General features: G+C 56.8%; 13 protein-coding genes and 1 pseudogene. All 14 read right to left on the reverse strand.

Annotation, left to right across the window (positions count from 1 at the left end):
- Positions 1–2 precede the first annotated feature (2 nt).
- Complete coding sequence (aldA, locus tag A6M21_RS10125; RefSeq protein WP_078060564.1) at positions 3–1376, reverse strand: aldehyde dehydrogenase; 1374 nt, start codon at positions 1374–1376, stop codon at positions 3–5.
- Positions 1377–1649: 273 nt separating this feature from the next.
- Positions 1650–3566 (reverse strand): sigma-54-dependent Fis family transcriptional regulator, encoded by a 1917-nt coding sequence (locus A6M21_RS10130; protein ID WP_242868820.1) that lies wholly within the window; start codon positions 3564–3566, stop codon positions 1650–1652.
- A 415-nt stretch (positions 3567–3981) separates the two neighbouring features.
- Positions 3982–6339 carry an LUD domain-containing protein gene (locus A6M21_RS19125; protein ID WP_078060566.1) on the reverse strand — a complete coding sequence of 786 codons (2358 nt, stop codon included), beginning with the start codon at positions 6337–6339 and terminating at the stop codon, positions 3982–3984.
- A complete protein-coding gene (locus A6M21_RS10140; protein WP_242868821.1) occupies positions 6336–6938 on the reverse strand; it encodes a LutC/YkgG family protein in 603 nt (200 codons plus the stop codon). The genes A6M21_RS19125 and A6M21_RS10140 overlap by 4 nt, the downstream gene beginning before the upstream one ends.
- 368 nt (positions 6939–7306) lie before the next feature.
- Positions 7307–8134: an L-lactate permease gene (locus A6M21_RS10145; RefSeq protein ID WP_078060567.1), complete on the reverse strand. Its 828-nt coding sequence runs from the start codon at positions 8132–8134 to the stop codon at positions 7307–7309.
- A 366-nt stretch (positions 8135–8500) separates the two neighbouring features.
- Positions 8501–9916 carry an FAD-binding oxidoreductase gene (locus A6M21_RS10150; RefSeq protein ID WP_066668419.1) on the reverse strand — a complete coding sequence of 472 codons (1416 nt, stop codon included), beginning with the start codon at positions 9914–9916 and terminating at the stop codon, positions 8501–8503.
- A complete protein-coding gene (locus tag A6M21_RS10155) occupies positions 9906–10943 on the reverse strand; it encodes an electron transfer flavoprotein subunit alpha/FixB family protein (protein ID WP_066668421.1) in 1038 nt (345 codons plus the stop codon). Before A6M21_RS10155 ends, A6M21_RS10150 begins: the two co-directional genes overlap by 11 nt.
- A gap of 159 nt (positions 10944–11102) precedes the next feature.
- The gene (locus A6M21_RS10160) at positions 11103–11891 is read right to left on the reverse strand and encodes an electron transfer flavoprotein subunit beta/FixA family protein (RefSeq protein WP_066668423.1); all 789 of its coding nucleotides are present in this window, start codon (positions 11889–11891) and stop codon (positions 11103–11105) included.
- A 356-nt stretch (positions 11892–12247) separates the two neighbouring features.
- The gene (locus A6M21_RS10165; RefSeq protein WP_066668425.1) at positions 12248–12994 is read right to left on the reverse strand and encodes a FadR/GntR family transcriptional regulator; all 747 of its coding nucleotides are present in this window, start codon (positions 12992–12994) and stop codon (positions 12248–12250) included.
- Between the two features lie 19 nt (positions 12995–13013).
- Complete coding sequence (gene uppP, locus A6M21_RS10170) at positions 13014–13799, reverse strand: undecaprenyl-diphosphatase UppP (RefSeq protein ID WP_066668427.1); 786 nt, start codon at positions 13797–13799, stop codon at positions 13014–13016.
- Positions 13800–13914: 115 nt separating this feature from the next.
- Positions 13915–14154, reverse strand: coding sequence for a YlzJ-like family protein (locus A6M21_RS10175; RefSeq protein ID WP_066668431.1), 240 nt, complete (start codon positions 14152–14154; stop codon positions 13915–13917).
- 348 nt (positions 14155–14502) lie between these two features.
- Complete coding sequence (locus tag A6M21_RS10180) at positions 14503–15426, reverse strand: ClpP family protease (protein WP_078060568.1); 924 nt, start codon at positions 15424–15426, stop codon at positions 14503–14505.
- Between the two features lie 114 nt (positions 15427–15540).
- Complete coding sequence (locus tag A6M21_RS10185) at positions 15541–16821, reverse strand: CinA family nicotinamide mononucleotide deamidase-related protein (protein WP_151191894.1); 1281 nt, start codon at positions 16819–16821, stop codon at positions 15541–15543.
- A gap of 301 nt (positions 16822–17122) precedes the next feature.
- Positions 17123–17365: pseudogene (locus tag A6M21_RS10190) on the reverse strand (IS200/IS605 family accessory protein TnpB-related protein); the annotation flags it as partial.

The following is a 17365-nucleotide window of genomic DNA, read 5'->3' on the forward strand; positions in this document are numbered from 1 at the left end:
ATTTATGGGTCCATTATAGAACGCCGCCAACCGGAATGGAACCCCTGCATGGCTTCAAAGTTTTCCCGGTTGATGTAGGTTTCACCAAATTTTAGCTCGTTGCAGGCACGCATGGCCACATCAAGGTTTTGAGTGTAAATGGACGAGGTGAGTCCGTATTGGGAGTCATTGGCCATTTCAATCGCTTCGTCCAAGGTCTTAAATGTAGCAATGGGCAGTACCGGGCCGAAGATCTCTTTCTGCATGATATCCGTATCCTGCCGGCAGTTGATCAGCACAGTCGGTTCATAGTAAAACCCCGGCTTGCGTTCAGCGCATTTGCCGCCCAGCACCAGTTCCGCCCCGTCGCTGACAGCCTGTTTCACCGCGGCATCCACTTTTTCTTGCTGTTCTTTGCTGATCAATGGACCCATGTCAATATCCTCTTCTGTCAACGGGTCGCCGTATCTGGTTTCCTTCATGGCGGCAATCATTTTATCAATGAACTTGCCGGCAACCGCTTCGTGCACATATACCCTCTCCGCACAGTTACAAACCTGACCGGTATTAATCACCCGTGAATCTTTAATCGCCTTTACGGCTAGATCCAGATCGGCATCAGGCATAACAATGGCCGGGGCCTTGCCGCCCAATTCCAGCGAAACCCGGGTGACATTTTGCGCCGCTGCCTGCATAATGGCCACACCGGATTCAACGCTGCCGGTAAAACTGACCATGCCAATTCCGGGGTGTCCCGCCAGAGCGTTTCCCACCTCTGACCCTTTGCCGGAAACCAGGTTGAATACCCCTTTGGGCAAAGAGCTTTCCGCCACAATTTCGGCGAAGGCAAAAGCATTGTTCGGCGTTTCCGTACTGGGTTTGATCACAATGGTATTGCCGGTGACCAGGGCAGGCGCCATTTTGCGGGCGATCAGGAAGAAGGGGAAGTTCCAGGGTAAAATGCCGGCCACCACTCCAATGGGCGCTTTAAATAAAAAGATGTTTTCATTGGGCCGGTCGCTTTGAATAATTTCACCTTCGTAGCGGCGGGCAAATTCCGCCATGTAATCGATGTAATCAGCGGTAAAATTCACTTCCACCCAGGCCAGCGGCAAAATCTTGCCCTGTTCTTCCGCAATTGTTCTGGCCAGCGATTCGGCGTTTTCACGTACTCCCTGAGCGATTTCCCGCAGGTAATGCGCCCGTTCGATGGCCGCCAGTTTGGCCCAGGAGCGCTGCGCCTTTCCGGCCGCGGCAACGGCTGCATCCACATCGCCGGCTGTTCCGGCCGGGATTTCGGAAATAACCTCCCCGGTGGCAGGATTGATTACAGTGAGTGTCTTGCCGGAGCCGGAGTGAACAAATTCACCATCGATAAACATTTGATAGCTTTTCATATTGCTGTCTCCCTTCATAATAGGATTTGGTACGGCCTCATTTGAACTTCCGTACACCCGCAAGAGCAGTAAGAGCAAATAACATGCCAGCGGTAAAATAAAAGAGAAACCGCTTTGTTAAAGCGGTTTCTTGTCCCTCTCCATCGCCCCGTGCCGCCCCCGGATGCCGGCACAAGTGTATCATTCGTGTGTCAGGTTAAACATTCCGGTCATAAAAATGGTGAACAGTAAACATTTCCCCCGAAGCCCCCCATCTTTACCGGTTGTTTTTGACTAATTGGTAATACCATACCGGCGCATTTTACGGTAAAGCGTGCTGCGGGAAAAAGACAGCTCACCGGCGGTACGGCTGACATTACCTCCGTTCTTGTTCAGGGTCAGTAAAATTTTCCGTTTTTCTTGCTCCGCCGCTTCTTCTTTTCTTTGCCGCCGGTTTAAGGCAGCTTCGGATACCGGACGGCAAACCGCCGATCGGAGATAATTGTATATTTCCGCCGGCAGATGGGCTGTACCAATAGCTCCGCCCGTCGCCAGAGTGGTCATTCTTTCCACTACGTTTTGCAGTTCCCGTACATTGCCGGGCCAATCATATTTTTGCAGGTATTCTTTGATCTCCGGCGCCACTTTAAATGTCACCTGTAGTTCCCGCCCTTTGGCCGCCAGGAAGTGTTCAAAAAGAAGCATTATGTCCCCCGGCCGGTCGCGCAGGGGTGGAATGACAATGGAAATTACGTTTAAACGGTAGTAAAGATCCCGGCGGAAGGCCCCTTTTTCCACTTCCTCAAGTAAATTTTTATTAGTGGCGCAGATTACGCGTACATCCACCGGAATGGCCCTGATTCCACCCACCCTGGTAACCATTTTTTCTTCCAATATCCGCAAGAGAACGACCTGCTGCTCCAAAGGCATTTCGCCAATTTCATCTAAAAAGATTGTTCCTCCGGAAGCCAATTCAAATTTTCCCGGCTGACCGTCGCGCCTGGCCCCGGTAAAAGCACCGCCCTCGTAGCCGAATAACTCGCTGCCCGCCAACTCCCGTGGTATCGCCCCGCAATTTACGGCTACAAAAGGGTCGCCCCGGCGCCGGCTGTGGTTGTGTATGGCGCGGGCAAGAAGCTCCTTGCCGGTACCGGTTTCCCCCAGCAGTAATACATTGGCCGCAGTGGCGGCCACCAGGGAAGCCTGAGCGAGAGTTTTCCGGATCGCCTTGCTTTTACCGGTGATGGCTTCAAATGTAAAGGGCTTGTTTCTTTCTACCGCCGGCTTGAGTATTTGTACCTTTCCACCAACGGGGCGCAAAATAATTATTGTTCCCAGCAATTTGCCCCGGACATCGGTAACAGGTTCGCCCAATGCCCGAAAATATTGCGGCAATCGTCCGTGGTGAAAAACCAGTTCTTCTTCACCGGATAAATGCTGCAGCGCCTGACCACCCCTTTCGCAGCCAAAGAAAGACTGCACCGGGCGGCCGGCCATCTCCTCCAAACGCTTACCCAGCATGCGTTCCCCGGCTGGATTAAGATCGATAATTTTGCCCAGCCGGTTAATAATCAGCACGCCATCTGTTATGCCGTGAAATATATTGATTAAATGCTTATTCAAAACTGTCAGTTCGTTATTGAGCTGCCAGGTGTGCATCTGCATGGCTATAGCTTCAGCGGCAGCCACCACCATACCCAGGGTATGCTGATGCGTAGCTTCGACCGGTCCGGAGAGATCCAGCGTACCAGTCACACGGCCCTGCTGGTCGAAAATAGGCGCCGCCGAACAGGTCCAGGGGTGGTGCTTCAGACAAAAATGTTCGGGACCGGCCACCTGAACCGGTTTCCCCACTTTTAAAGCAGTGCCCATGGCATTGGTGCCCACCTGCTCTTCCGACCAACAGGCGCCGGGAACGAAATTGATGGCGGCAGCTTCGTCAAGTACGCCGGCATCCCCGAATCTTTCCATCACACAACCCCGGCCGTCGGTCAATACGACAATAAACCGGGATCCGGCAACAAACCGGTAAATTTTTTGCATAAAAGGCCTGGCAATGGTGATCAGCTGGCGGTTTTCTTCCTGCAAATCCTGAAGCTGACGTTGCTCCAAAATGAGACGGGAACAACCGTCCGCCGGATTGACCTTCTCACGGGCGCACCTTTCCCACGATTCCACGATTGCTTCCGGTAAATTGCACCCGTCTAACACGCCTTCGGAGGTATATTTACGCCAACAAGAAAGGGTCGTTTTTGGCAAACAATTTCTTTTTTGACTCACCTTATATACCTTCTTTACGGGTGGCATCCTGTAAGAAATACCAACCAAACATATCCGGCTCTTTAGGATTACGTTAATGCCGGTTTTTCTATCCCGGTTTTAGCTTACATCAAATTTGTGCTGTTTTCAATCCCGGCGCGCCTGAAGGGACCTTCCCTTTCGCATTACCCTTCCTGTTCTTTTTCTTGAGCCGGATGTACAGCCCCGAGCATCCCGCCGTTGTGAGCATAAAAGGTAAGACCCACCGGTACGTGCCAACCGGCGGGCTCTAACAGGACGAACTTCGGAAGGGAACAGCTCCCTTCTGGTAACTTTCAGTGTCTGGTGTCTACCAGTTATCTCTACACTACTTCTTCAGCCTCTCCGCCAGGATTTCCGCCGTGTGGCGCACCTCCACCGGGCTGCCCCGGTGGGCCAGGCCGCCGGCGATTTGCAGGCGGCAGCCCGGGCAGTCCACTGCCACCACGGACGCCCCGGTACCCGTTACGGCCTGCAGTTTGCGCCCCAGCACGGCCTGCGAGATTTCCGGGAACTTGATCGAGTAGGAACCGCCGAAGCCGCAACAGATGTCTGCGGGGCTCATTTCCACGATCGTCCCGCCGGCGGCGGCGAGCAGTTCCCGCGGTTGGGCGGTCACGCCCAGACGGCGTTTGAGGTGGCAGGAGTCATGGTAGGTGAATGTCTGCTCCTGCGGATTCAGTGGCAGTTCGTCCCTGTGCTCATGCACAAAAGAAGAGAAATCCTGCACTTTATCCGCCATTGCCTGCGCCCGGGCACTCCATTCCTTTTCCCCCGCCAGCAGTTGCGGGTAGAGGGATTTCAACGCTTCGGCGCAGGTGGGGCAGGCGGTGACGATTTTATCCACCCCGGCCGCTTCGAAGGCGGCGATGTTTTGCCGGGCCAGTTTGGCCGCCACGTCGGGCAGGCCCACCTGTTGGGCGGGATAGCCGCAGCAGCTTTGAGCCGCCGGGGTAACCATTTCCATGCCCAGGGCGGTGAGCACTTTCTGTACAGCCACGCCCGTTTGTGGATAGACGAAGTCGATCAGGCAGCCGCTGAAGAAGCCCACCTTCTGCCGTGGCGCAGCCGGACGAAGCGCAGAAACGGACGCAACCCCCGCCCGTTCGTCTGCGGCCGCGCCGGAAGCCTGCCCCCCCGTCGCCGCCCCCGCCCGGCCACCTGCGGCGGGCACGCCGGCAGCCCGCCCCCCGGGTGCAGCCGCTACCCGGCCACCTACGGACATGCCGGCGGTCCGCACCCCGGACGCAGCCTCCGCCCGCTCATCTGCGGCCGCACCGGCGGATTGCGGTCCGGGCAGGCTGTCCGCCAGATCCCGGAAGGGCCTGTCAGCAATGGCCGGCAGCACCCGGCCTTCGGTCAGGCCGGCAAAGAACAGGGGCAGGTGACGGATCCGTCCGCCCCGCGCGAAGGGCTTCTGGGCTTTGGCGGCCAGGCGCAGCAGGCTGTGGAACAAACGCCGGTCGGCCAACACCTTTTCGAAGATCAACCTCTGCCCGGCGGACATGCCCTCTTTCTGTACGGTGCGCCGGCGCAGTTCGCCAATCAGGCCGGGCAGGTCGATGTTGCCCGAGCAGAAGTCCCGGCAACGCTCGCAGCGCAGGCACAGATTCTGGATTTCCCCGGCCTTTTCCGGATTGGTAAAGAAAGCGGTGAGCACGGCGCCGATGCCGCCGGTGTAGACATCGCCAAACAGCCCGCCGACCAGTTGATAGACCGGGCAGACGTTCAGGCAGGCGGCGCAGCGCACACATTGCAGCGCTTCCCGGAAGACGGGGTCGGCGGCCATGCGTGTGCGGCCGTTGTCCAGCAGTACGATGTGCAGTTCCTTCTTTGGATATTCCCTGCCGTCCAGCCCCTCGGCGGGCACCGGACCGGTGATCATGGTCACATAACTCGTAATATGCTGGGCGGTGGCGCTGCGGGGCAGCACCTCCAGAATGGGCGCCACATCCGTAAAGCGGGGCACCAATTTTTCCAGGCCGACGATGATCACATGCAGCGGCGGCAGGCTGGTGGTCAGCCGTCCGTTGCCCTCATTGGTCACCATGACCACCGTGCCGGTTTCAGCCACGGCAATGTTACCGCCGGAAATGCCCATGCCGGCGGCAAGAAATTTCTTGCGCAGCTCTTGCCGGGCCAGCTTAACCATATCCGGGATGTCCGGTTCCACCTCCCGGCCCATTTCCTTGCTGAAGATAGCGGCCACTTCCTCCTTGCTCAGATGAATGGCCGGCATGACCATGTGGGAGGGCTTCTGGCAGGAAAGCTGGATGATCCATTCACCCAGGTCTGTCTCGGCCACATTCAGCCCCTGTTCCTGCAGATAGTCGTTCAAGTGCATTTCCTCGCTGGCCATGGACTTGGATTTAACGATCAATTCCACGCCCCGTTCTTTGGCCAGCCGGGCGATATACTCCCGGGCGACCTGCGCGGTGGCCGCCCGGAAAACTTTGGCCCCGCGTTTTTCAGCCGCTGCCTGGAACCGGGCGGCCAGTTCCTCCATGTGCAAGGCGGCGCCACTTTTGATACCGGCTACTTCTTCCCGCAGGGCCTGGAAATCCATGCCCCGGTAAATTTCCTCCCGCGAAACCACATAACTGTCGGAAAAACGCCCCAGGGCGCAGCCCAGGTTTTCATTGGCCAGGGCCTCCCGGCTCTTCTGCCGCAAATCCTTTGCGCTCACCGGGAACCCCTCCCTTCTTGTTCATCAATAAAGACGACAATTAGCCGGCCCGGGCCGTGCACACCGATGGTGAGCACCCGCTCGATGTCGGCGGTGCGGCTAGGACCGGACACAAAGGCCAGGTAACCGGGAATCTCCCCCGCCGCTAGGTTTGCTATGGCCTGGCGGAAGGTGGCCGTCAGGCCGTCAAGCGGCATCACGGCCAGGTGCACCGGGGGAAGCATGGAAACCAGTCGCCGGTCCAGGGCGGTAGCGTCCTGAACCAGTGTGCCCGTTTCAGCAATGGCCAGGTCGAAAGTAGTGATGCCCAGGTCCGCTTCATCCGCCCGTTTCCGGACACTGCCTGCCGTCAGCAACTCCGCCCTGGCTGCGGATACCACCTTCTCCATATCCAGGGCATCCAGCAGGGGCGCGGGGACCAGAGCCACCTTTTTCGCCCCCGCCTCCCGGATCAGTTTTTCAATCAACTGTTTGGCCGCCGCCGGATCATCGACGCGGTATACTTCCGTACCCAGGGCCCGGGCCTTGGTGACGAAAGACTCGTACATTGCTGCCATGTCCCGGCCGGAAGCCGGGTTTGCATTATTGCTTGTAGCCACGGGCAATCAGTCCTTTCTGTGGCCTGGACGGCCGGCGGGCCGTCCAGGTAAAAAGCCGGAGTCGTCAAGAATGGTTGAAGCGTTTAACGAAGGGATCAACAAAGGGAATGTCCCTCCGGTATACGCCGGAACACAGGAAAGTGGCATCATTTTGATTATATACCCATATAACGGGGATTTCCAGCCGTCGGTTCCCGGTTTTATCCGAAGGGGACTCCCCCTTCCCGGTATTTGCCGGGGCTTGGTATCAAGGCAAGAGCGGTCCATCGTTTGAAGATATATAACCATCGCTACCTATGCAACTGCAGACTGGCGAAAGCGCCCCCAAAAGCGCAGCTTTTTATACAGTATAGAAGCTACGACGCGGTTCAAGGGATCATCCCCGGAAAGACGTAAGCCTGTAAATAGGTGATGATACAGATGATCAACAGGAAGAAAAGGCTGTGTTTCAAAGTAAAACGGTAGAGGGTGCCTTCCTGCCCCACCAGCCCGGTGGCGCTGGTGCCCACGGAAATGGACTGGGGCGAAATCATCTTGCCCATCACCCCGCCGGACGAGTTGGCCGCAATGGTTAATACGGGATTGAGGTACAACTGCTCGGCCGTGATTTTCTGCAACCCGCCAAAGAGCAGGTTGGATGAAGTGTCGCTGCCGGTCAGGAATACGCCGATCCAACCCAGGATTGGGGCTACAAAGGGGAATGCCCGGCCCATCCTGGCGAAAGCCAGCGCCATGGAAGCACTCATCCCGGAATAGTTGACCAACTGGCCGAAGGCCACCACCAGGGCAATGGTAAGCAGGGCATAGCGCAGTTCACAAATGGTTTCCCACAAGGTTTCAAGCCAGGTGCCGAACGGCATGCGGATAATGAACATACTGATGAATGCGGCAACCAAAATGGCTGTACCGGTTGCCGGCAGGTAATCCCAGTTCCAGACGGCGGCAAAGGCGGTTGGTTTGGCTACAATAGGCGCCACCTTCATAACCACATTATCCAGACCGGGCCAATGCACCGGGATGATAAAATGGGCAAAGGCAGCCTTGACCGGTTTGAGTGTCCAGACCACAATCGTCAGGGCCAGCACCACATAGGGCAGCCAGGCCACCAGAATGCCACCCTCCGGTTTGACCGCCGCATCTTCTGCAGTTGCCGACACTTCCGTCCCTGCTGCATGCGCTGCCGCCGATGGGCGCATAAACCTGTGTCCAGTGCATTTTCAAAATACCTCCTCAAACTCATTTTTCCTGCCCGGATCCGGAAAATCTGCCGGTACCGCAAGTCGTGATGCTTTAACCGTTGCACCCCTTTCTTGCTGCAAATGGGTATCCTGCCGGTTAACCGGTTTTTCAGGTTTCGATCATCTTTCCATAAAACAAAGAGAATTGATCGTTATCTGGTGGTCTGACCACCATATTATTATATTTTCGCGAAGATAATGAAATTTTCCTGCTCACAAAATCAAACCAATTTTTCCACAACTCAACCTGCAATGCAGCAGGACACCCGGGTGGCGGGTCGTCATACCGCGGCCCGCCGGGCCGGATGCTGATGTGACCCCTTCCTACTCCACGTCCACTATCTTGCCCGGGTTCAAGATTAAATTGGGGTCCAGCGCCTTCTTGATGCTGCGGATCATGTTCAACTGCACCGGGTCCATAAAGCGGGCCAGGGCTTCCTTGCGCTTGGCGCCGATGCCGTGCTCGCCGGACAGGTTGCCGCCCAGGGCGTAAACGGCCCGGTACATCTCATCGAGCACCTTTTCCTTCACCTCGTGCCAGGTCTGTTCGTCCCGGTTTTCCCGCAGCAGGGTGGCGTGGATGTTACCATCGCCGGCGTGCCCGGCGCAGGGAATCTTGACCGCGTATTTTGCGGCAATGCGGTTGATTTCTTCCAGCGCCTGCGGAATGCGGTTGGTGGGCACCACAATGTCCTCCATGCAGTAGACCGGGCTGATCACCCGCAATGCCTCGGCATAGCATTTACGCGCCTTCCAGATGCGATCCTGCGTTGATTTGTTGTCGGCTACGAATACCTCCAGGCCGCCGTTTTTCAGGCACAGATTGCCGATCGTTTCGTAATCCTCCTCCACCTGCCGTTCGGAAGAACCGTCCACTTCGATAATCACGTAAGCGGCCGCGTCGCTATAGGGCAGCTTCTGGTTCAGGTACATCTCCGCCGCCTTGATGGACAGGCTGTCCATGAACTCCACACTGGTCGGAATGATCCCGCCGTGGGTCATAATGACGGGGACAATATTGATTGCTTTCTGCATATCGTCAAAGGGCACCAGCAGGTCGGCCACATACTGGGGTAAGGGCAGCAGTTTGAGGAATACTTTGGTCACAATGCCCAGTGTACCCTCGGAACCGGTCATCAGATGGACCAGATCATACCCGGTGACATCCTTTACACATTTACCGCCCAGGGTGGTAATCTCCCCGGTGGGCAGTACCACCTCCATACCGTAAACGTGCCGGGAAGTGGTACCGTACTTGACGGCCTTGTTGCCGCCGGCATTTTCCGCCACGTTGCCGCCGATGAAAGAACTGTCCGCGCTGCAAGGGTCACCGGCGTAAAGATAACCGGCCTCCCGGGCCGTTTTCTGCACCTCCCCGGTGGTCACGCCGGGTTCAACCACCATGAACAGGTTCTCCCTGTCCAGTTCCAGGATTTTGTTCATCCGCTCCACTGAGAGTACGATGCCGCCCAGCATGGGCACGGCGCCGGCGGAAAGCCCGGTGCCCGCCCCGCGCGGAGTGACCGGGACCATTTCCCGGTTGGCCAGTTTCATGATCGCCGCAATCTGCTCCGCGCTCTCCGGTTTGACCACCACTTCGGGCCTATGCTGCCAGTCTGCTTCCGACACTTCATCCCGGCCGTAAACTGCCAGCTTTTCCGGATCCAGCACCACGTTGGTTTCGCCCACGATAGTTTTTAATTCGTCAATTATTTTGCCGTTTACAGGATTATAACGCATTGTCTTCACTCCCTTCCCTCAGGCGCCGGCCCGGCGCATTTTTTAACGCTCCCATCAGTTCCGGCAGCACTTCAAAGGCATCCCCCACGATGCCGAAATCGGCCACCTGGAAGATCTGCGCCTCGGGGTCCCTGTTGATGGCCACGATGGTTTCCGAGGTCTGCATGCCGGCCAGGTGCTGCACTTTGCCGGAAATGCCCACGGCAATATAAAGTTTGGGGGAAACAGTCTTTCCGCTCAAGCCAATCTGGTGCGGGTAGGAAGCCCAGCCCAGGTCTACCACGTCGCGGCTGGCGCCTACGCCGGCGCCCAGCAACCGGGCCAGTTCCTCCACCAGCTTGAAACCGTCCCTGGTTTTCAACCCTTTGCCGCCGGCCACGATGATGTCGGCATCCTCAATGCTCACTTCCTGGGTGGCATCGGGCACGTAGGCCAGGAAGCGCTCCACCGCCGAAACCGGACTGTCGCCGTAGTTCTTCACACTGATCAGGCCGGTGCGCGATTCGTCCCGGTGCGCGGGACGCGCCGAGCGGGGACGTACGGTGGCCATCTGCGGCCGGGTGAACGGCGTCTTGATGGTGGCCATGATGTTGCCGCCGATGGCCGGGCGGGTCTGAAGCAGGATTTTTTCTTTATCGTCAATATCCAGCAGTGTGCAGTCGGCAGTCAAGCCCGTTTTCAGCCCGGCGGCCACCAAAGGCATCACCGTACGGCCGGTGGTGGTGGCGGCGGCAATGAAGATTTCCGGCCTTTCCTCCTGCACCAGACGCACCAGGGCGCGGGCGTAGGGACCGGGCAGGAAACCGGCCAGCGCCGGCCCGGCCACGTGGAACACCTTGTCCGCTCCGCGGTAAATGATTTCTGTCAAATCTTCTATTTCATTGCCCAAAATGGAACAGGACAACTCCACGCCCAGCTTATCGGCCAGGTCGCGGCCGCGGTTCAGCAGTTCAAAGGTAACCGGCCGGATGTGCCCGTCCTTTTGTTCGCCTAAAACCATAACTCCTTTGTAATTCTGTATGTCCATACGGTTACTCCCCCTTAATGGCTTCTACCCGGAATCTGTGGAAAGCGGTTCAACACCTGAAAATATTTACCACCACAGGCGGTTATCCTTTTATATACTTATAGCCGGCCCGTCCGCTTCAAGCACCATCCCGAATGGAAGGCCAACCGCGTCATACTCTTAGACAATGTCCCGGTCAGCCAGGAACTTGAGCAACTCGTTTACGGCCCGTCCGGTGTTGTCCTGACGGTGTAAAAGCGTACTCCGGGACAGTTTCGGACTGAAGATCTTCACCACCCGGGTAGGGGAGCCCTTTAAACCCAACTCTTCCGGGGACAGGCCCAAATCATCCGCCCCCCACACCGGTACCACCGCGTCACGCGCCCGCACTTTACCGGTCAGGGTAGGGAAACCCGGTTCGTTGATCCCCTTGACCACTGTAATCAGTGCGGGCAGTTGTACTTTTACCTGTTCAAAGCCGCCCTCCACGACGCGCTCCACCTTCACGGCGTCATCCGCCACTTCCAGGCGTTGCACGTAAGTCTGCACCGGTATACCCAGAGTGGCGGCAATCATCGGACCGGTCTGGCCCGTCTCGCCGTCGGTGGCCCGTTCGCCGCAAAGCACCAGGTTTACGTCACCCAGCTTGCTTATGGCCGCCGCCAGTGCCCGGGCGGTGGCAATAGTGTCCGAACCGGCAAAGGCCCGCCCGGACAGCAGCACGCCCCCGTCCGCGCCCATGGCCACGGCTTCCTTGATCGCCTTCATGGCCGATTCCGGACCCATACTCACAGCCAGCACCTGCACATCTTCCCGCGATCGCTTGATGCGCAGGGCTTCTTCCAGGGCGTTCTCATCCAGGGGATTGATGATGTTCCCTTTATTGGTGCGGATCATCACGCCGGTTTCCGGGTCCATTTTTACATTGTCCGTACCGGGCACCTGCTTGATCAGCACGGCTATTCTCATTATCCCATCCCTCCAGACATTTAGAGTTGTTTTTCTGATTGGGAAAAAGTTTTATTATGACTATATGTCACCTGGTGGTCTGACCACCTAGAATATTCGTGATCTTTTTTAGATTTCCTTCTGTCCGGTGAAAAACTCTTCACGAAAAAAAGACCCGCCGCACGTGGGTCATTTTCATCAAAAGCTCTTATAAAACCGGGACATTTAATCGCAATAGTTTCCCCTGGAATCGATTACGCAACAGTTTCCTGATTTCTATGCTTAAGTTCCCTGATGGCCTTTACCTGGGCATATATTTTTGCTTCAAGCTCAGTCAATTTATTAAAGACATAATCCACCTTTCATATCCGCATAAATCAGCATCCTTCCCCGGCCTCCCGCTCTTTGCGCATCCGATGCAGGCGGGCCAGTTCCACCTCCACTTTCCATAGGTGCTTGTACATGATATCCCGGGCCTTTTCCTTGTCCCGGCCGGTCACTGCCCGGAAAATGTCCCGGTGTTCCTCGAAAAGACGCCGGGCGGTACCGGCGGTGGCCGACATCCACAAAGCGCGGGTCACCCGCAGCGTCTGGCCCATGATTTCCTGCATGGTATTCATCAGCCGGATGAGCAGTGGGTTTTTGCCGGCCTGAGCCAGCGCCAGGTGAAACTCCAGATCCAGACGTTCGGCGTCTCTGGTCTCCGGCAGATCCGCTTCCATGGCCGCCACCAGCTCACCGATCCGTTTCAGATCCTGTTCGTCCCGGCGCTCGCAGGCCAGGCCCACCGCTTCCACCTCCAGCGCCTTGCGCACTTCCAGGATATTCTGCAACTTGTCCTTTTCCAGGAGCAAAATAAAAGCCAGCGGCTCGATCACCGAATTGGCGGCCGGCCGCTTTACATATATACCCTCCCCGTGCCGGATCTCCAGAATACCGGCCAGGTTCAAAGCGGAGAGCGCCTCCCGCACCGAGGCGCGGCTTACCTGCAGGCGTTCCGACAGTTCCCTTTCCGTGAGCAACTTGTCCCCGGGAACCAATTGACCCTCGATAATCAAATTTTTGATCTGTTCCAGAATGCTTTCCGATGTACGCTTTGTCTTGACCGGTTTGAATCCAGTCATGTTAATCCCTTCTCATCAACTAACGTCCCAGTAAAGCCAGGGCAATGACCACCGCGCCCAGGATCAGGCGGTACCAGACAAAAAGACCGAAACTGTGCCGGTTCAGATACTGCAGCAGGAACTTGATGGAAATAAAGCCCACCACAGCCGATACCGCCACGCCGGTGTAAAAGGGGGCGTTCAGATCCGCCGGCGTCAGGTGGCGCAGTTGCAAAAGGCCGGCCCCCAGGATAATGGGAGTGGACATCAGGAAAGAAAAACGCGCCGCCGTCTCCCGCTTCATCCCGGTCAAGCGCCCGGCAGCCATGGTAATACCCGAGCGGGATACGCCGGGAATGATGGCCAGCGCCTGGGAAATGCCGATCCAGATGCCGTCACCCAGACCCACCTCGTGCAAATTCTTGTAGGCCGACGCCCGGGTGTCGGCCAAATAGAGGAATACACCCATAGCCATAAGCATGGCACCAATCACCAAAGGATCCCGGAAGATGGTCTCCGCCTGCTTTTCAAACAGGAATCCAAAAGCAGCCCCCGGTATGGTGGCCACCACCAGGTACCAGAACAGGCGCCCCTCCGTAGTGCGCCGCCACAGCAGTCCATCATGCAGCAACAAAAGCCAGTCCTGCCAGAAATAGACCACCACGGCCAGCAGTGTGCCCATGTGCAGGGCCACGTCAAAGGTCAGCCCCTCATAGCGCCAGCCCATCAACCAGGGCACCAGCACCAGGTGGGCGGAACTGGAAATAGGCAGAAATTCCCCCACGCCCTGGACTATACCCAGGATAATGGCATCAAATACAGTCAAAATAATCCCCCCGGCAGGCTAGTCATAACTTTTTTATTATAGCATACCGCCGGAGGAATGCCCAGAGCAAAAGGGATTAACCTTCCAAACAACTTTCGGCCTGTTTTTGGAGAGGTCAGACCCCTTTTGGCAACAGCTGGCATTGGAGTTTGATTTCCGCCCCGGGGAACAGATCCGGGCGTAGATAATCATTCGGGTTGGTGCTCAGCAACCTGACCACTTTTGCCTGCCCGGGCCCGGTATCGTTAATCAGCACCGGCACGCCGTCAATACTCACCTCCCGGGTGGAAAGGGGCTTCATTTCATCCAGTCCTTCCAGCACTAACTCCAATTGCATGGGGGTATAGAGAATCACCCAATGTCCTCCTTTCAACCGGTCGCCCGATGCCGTACCCGGCCCGTGGAATGCGCACCGTCCGGCGAGCGCCGCGATGGATTTGCTGTCTCCCGGGGCATTTGAACAAAAAAATCTGATCCCGGCAACCGGGATTTTCCTGTAATAATGGAATGACAGCATCCTCCAAGCTATAATTCAAAACCGGGGCGCATTCCCATATCCGTGACACTTGTCGCTTTTTCTTATCGCACCGGCTACACGAATTCCCGCCGGTAGACTCCCGCCGCACCAATCCTTCCGGCTTGTTGCACCGAAACGCCGTCATATTACCCGGCCGGACACGGCATGGATCATGGGTACCCCGGCTTACTGCACCGGCATACCACCGGGTCGCGGCACACTTTCCCCCGGCGGCCCTCCCTGCACGCCGGGAGGGCCGACCGGACCCGGCACAACACCCTGGGCAAACGCAGCCGGGCTCTTTTGCTTATATTCCTCGATCATGGCCTTGAGCCTGGTCACTGCCTGACCGACACCGCCCACTTCGTCAATCAGACCCTTTTCCACCGCCTCCCGGCCGATGAGCACGGTGCCAATGTCCCGGGCCAGTTCACCGGTACGGAACATCAACTCCCGAAAGCCTTCCTCGTCGATCTTGGAATGTTCGGTGACAAAGCGCACCACCCGGTCCTGCATCTTGTCCAGGTACTCATAGGTCTGGGGCACACCGATGACCAGGCCGTTCAACCGGATCGGGTGAATGGTCATGCTGGCCGTTTCGGCAATGAAGCTATAATGCGAAGCCACGGCAATCGGCACCCCGATACTGTGCCCGCCGCCCAGGACGATGGACACCGTCGGCTTCGACAGACTGGTGATCATTTCGGCAATGGCCAGGCCGGCCTCGACATCACCGCCCACTGTATTCAGCACCACCAGCACGCCCTCTATTTCCGGGCTTTGCTCCAGGGCCACCAACTGGGGGATAATATGCTCGTACTTGGTGGTCTTGTTCTGCGGGGGCAATACCAGGTGTCCTTCAATCTGGCCGACGATGGTCAAACAGTGAATATTGCTTTTAATCTCCGGCAGCGAGTTGGTGCCCAGCTCCTTGAGCGCCTCCATACTTTCTTTAGACTTTCCCTGCACCCGCCGCGGCCCCGGTTGCTCCCCCGGCAGCGGACCGGGCTCACCCCCGGGATCCGGCCCGGGCTCAATACCCGGTCCGGGTTCAAAACCGGGATCAAACGGATACTCTCCCTCGTAACCCCAAAACCGCTCTTCGGACATTAATCTCCATCCTCTCGCCTGGTTTTGCTGTCACGTTTAGTATGGTTTTCCGGCCCTGAAAAATACTCCGGAATAAAAAAACAGCTACCCCCGACATACCCGCCCCGGCAGCATTTAAATTCCGTCCCGTGCAGCTGCATTTTTGCAGGAACGCCATAAAAGAATCAGGGCGGCTTCAGCAGCGCGCCGGGCGGCCCGGGAACGGCTACCCCGGAGTAGTAATTCCTTCTCCCGGCATGTACCCGCAAAATCCGTGGCAATGTGAACCAGCGATTGATCGCCGGGTTGAGCGGACGGCTTTTTATTTTCAAGCACAGCTATGCCAATGTCGCTGCCGGTAAAGATACGCCGTACAGCCGTGGCCATTTGCCCGGCCGCTTCCTTGCCAGCAATACCGGCAGGCGGAAAAATGTTTAACGGCAGGCCGGTTAAATTATTTTTTAATGCTTGTCCGGTTAGAACCATCCCACCGGATAATGCTTCCCTGGCCACAGGATCAGTTGACAACATATGAGCCAAAAGGCCGCCGGTAAACTCCTCGACCAGAGCTACGCGCCACCCGTTCCGGTCCAAAAGCCGGCCCACCACTCCGGGAAGGGTATCTTCACCGGCACCGAAGATATACCGCTCCAGACGCAGCCGTAAGGTAGCCTCAAGATCGGCGATCATCTGCCGGGCAACTGCTTCATTGGGCGCCTTGGCCGTAAGGCGCAAATGAATTTCTCCTTCCTTGGCGCAAGGCGCCAGGGTGGGGTTTGCACTTTTAAGCAAATCACTCAAACTATCATCCAGGGTTGATTCACCAATGCCGCAAAGTTTTAAAACCCGTGAGCAGATGATGGCTGAATGATCCGCCAAGCGCCGCCGCAAATAGGGAACCACTTGCCCGTCGAGCATCCGGGCAAATTCCGCCGGCGGGCCGGGGAGCAAGAAATACAGCTTGTTCTTGTGTTCCAATGCCACACCCGGAGCCGTACCAACAGGGTTATCAAGCACCACACCATTAAGTGGCACCAATGCCTGCTTCAGGTTGTTCGCGGACATGGGAATACCCCGTGAGACAAAAAACCTCTCCACGACTGACAGGGCAACCGGGTCCCGGACCAGGGGAATTTCCAATGCCTCTCCCAGCGCTTCCCGGCTGATGTCGTCTTCAGTCGGGCCAAGCCCGCCCCCGATAATAATCAGATCAGCCCGTCCGGCCGCCTGGCGAATGGCCCGGGCACAGCGCTCCTGATTATCACCCACGGTCACCTGATAATAAAGATCCAGCCCGAGTGCGGCCAGGGTTTGCTGCAAATATTGCGCGTTGGTATTCAAAATTTGACCCAGCAAAAGCTCCGTTCCGGTAAAAATAACTTCGGCAATCAAATCTTTCTTTATACCTGGTTCCATAAAACTCACAATACCTAACAAGCGTTAGTTTTTGTGCAGCCGGCCACCCCCATGACCAGGCTTTCGCTCCTTTCGGATTTGCTTTGTCCGCCCCTGGGGACGAACATTGCGACAGGGGGGCCTCGGCCCCGGGAGTCCCACCCGGACGGGAGAACGGCACTTGACGGGCGCAGGACACGGCCTTTTGGGAAACCACGAGAGTTTCCATCCTGCGTTGACCGTCAAGCGAAAGCCATTGGCTTTGCCTCCCGCGATCTGTTAGATGCGGCCTACCGGTTTGTCCGACTCCGGCTAAACGGGGTCACCTACTCGTTAAAGCGAGATGCTTCAAGTCGTGCCAGGCGGAATAAAACGATTCCTGCTGAAAACGGGTCAGACCGTTATGAACGGGAATCTTTCCGTCCAGTTGCTTGAAGAGATGCTTTACCTTTCGGATCATCCCTTTTCCTTCCCCAGGTAAGGAATTTGCCTTTTGGCTCAGCTTTTCTCTTACAGCTTGAATCTTTTGTTTCAGTTCTTTGGTGATGCGTTCTTTGCATCCAAT

The organism is Desulfotomaculum copahuensis, assembly GCF_001655685.1.
GTDB lineage: Bacteria > Bacillota > Desulfotomaculia > Desulfotomaculales > Desulfovirgulaceae > Desulfotomaculum_G > Desulfotomaculum_G copahuensis.